The 1,581-nt window shown below is 42.5% G+C and carries 1 pseudogene; it reads left to right on the forward strand.

Annotated elements, in window-relative coordinates:
- Nucleotides 1-781: 781 nt before the first annotated feature.
- Nucleotides 782-1,581 (forward strand): annotated as a pseudogene (locus CIK90_RS09035) (IS1380-like element IS612B family transposase); the annotation flags it as partial.

A 1,581-nucleotide genomic window follows, 5' to 3' on the forward strand; every position in this document is an offset into this window, starting at 1 on the left:
TATATATAAAATTTTGGCTCGAAATTTTGATTTTGGTTTTTCAAAACTGTTATATTGTTATATTGTAACGCTGTAACGCCATTTTTGCGTTTCACTGAAAAATGCCGTTTTCGGCTCTTTTCTTTACAGCACCTAACATCGCACCCATGATCCTACCACAGGTTCAAGCCCAATAAAGTATAGCGCTCCACCTATCTGCCTTATTTTCAGCAATATACGATAACCGCCAAGATTTATACTTCAAAATTTGGCTTTGTAACCAACTGATACACAAGGAAATGTAACAAGCCGTGGGAAAATTGGTCACAAGTCGTGGGAAAAGTGGAACAACCGATTGTTTTTCTTCATACCTTTGCACTGGCGTCCAAGATAGGCGGCACCTCGGAAATGAAAAGAAAAACGAGTTTCTCTTTTTACATTCCACTCGGTTTGCACTATCTTTGCACTGCGATTCAAGAGAGAATCACTCATCGCACAGAACATTCCGTCCGCACACAGACGTGGGCAACTCCTCAGTAAGTCACCAGTGAATCCGCACTAAATCCCAAAATTAGGCGGACAACGATGGGACAAAATGGGAGGAACATGGGAACTGAAAAGGAGAAACCGACGATGTGGGAATGAGTGCTCACTAACTTATTAACCCTTAATTCCGCAACACTTTGATTTAACTTTATTTATAAGTTCCTGAGCAACAAAAAGTTGCCCAGGATTTTGCCATGTCAGAATTTTCACTTATCTTAGTGTTGCAAAAAGAAAACAAGCAAAACTCTAATATGACATGGCAAAAATACAAATTAAATCTGAGAAACTCACACCTTTTGGAGGAATTTTTTCAATCATGGAGAAATTTGACTCCATGCTTTCACCCGTTATCGACTCAACACTGGGTCAGAGATGCAGCAGTATCTTCGGATATCAGTTCAGCGAGATAGTCCGTTCGCTGATGAGCGTTTATTTCTGTGGCGGCTCATGCGTGGAAGATGTAACGTCACAACTGATGCGCCATCTCTCGTATCATCCTACCCTTCGTACATGCAGCTCTGATACCATCCTCAGAGCCATCAAGGAACTGACACAGGAAAACATCTCCTATACTTCCGACCAAGGCAAGACCTATGATTTCAATACTGCAGACAAACTCAACACATTGCTTATAAACGCTTTGGTTTCTACAGGCGAGTTGAAGGAAATTGAGGAATACGATGTTGACTTTGACCATCAGTTCCTTGAAACGGAGAAGTATGATGCAAAACCGACCTACAAAAAGTTCCTCGGCTACAGGCCTGGCGTATATGTTATCGGTGACAAGATAGTCTATATCGAGAACAGCGATGGTAACACGAATGTGCGTTTTCATCAGGCAGACACCCATAAGAGATTCTTCGCTCTTCTGGAATCCCAGAACATCCGTGTAAATCGCTTCAGGGCAGACTGCGGTTCCTGCTCGAAGGAAATCGTCAGTGAGATAGAGAAGCATTGCAAACATTTCTACATCCGTGCCAACCGATGCAGTTCGCTCTACAATGACATCTTTGCTCTGAGAGGATGGAAGACGGAGGAGATTAACGGCATCCAGTT

Source organism: Prevotella sp. P5-126, assembly GCF_002251185.1.
Lineage (GTDB): Bacteria > Bacteroidota > Bacteroidia > Bacteroidales > Bacteroidaceae > Prevotella.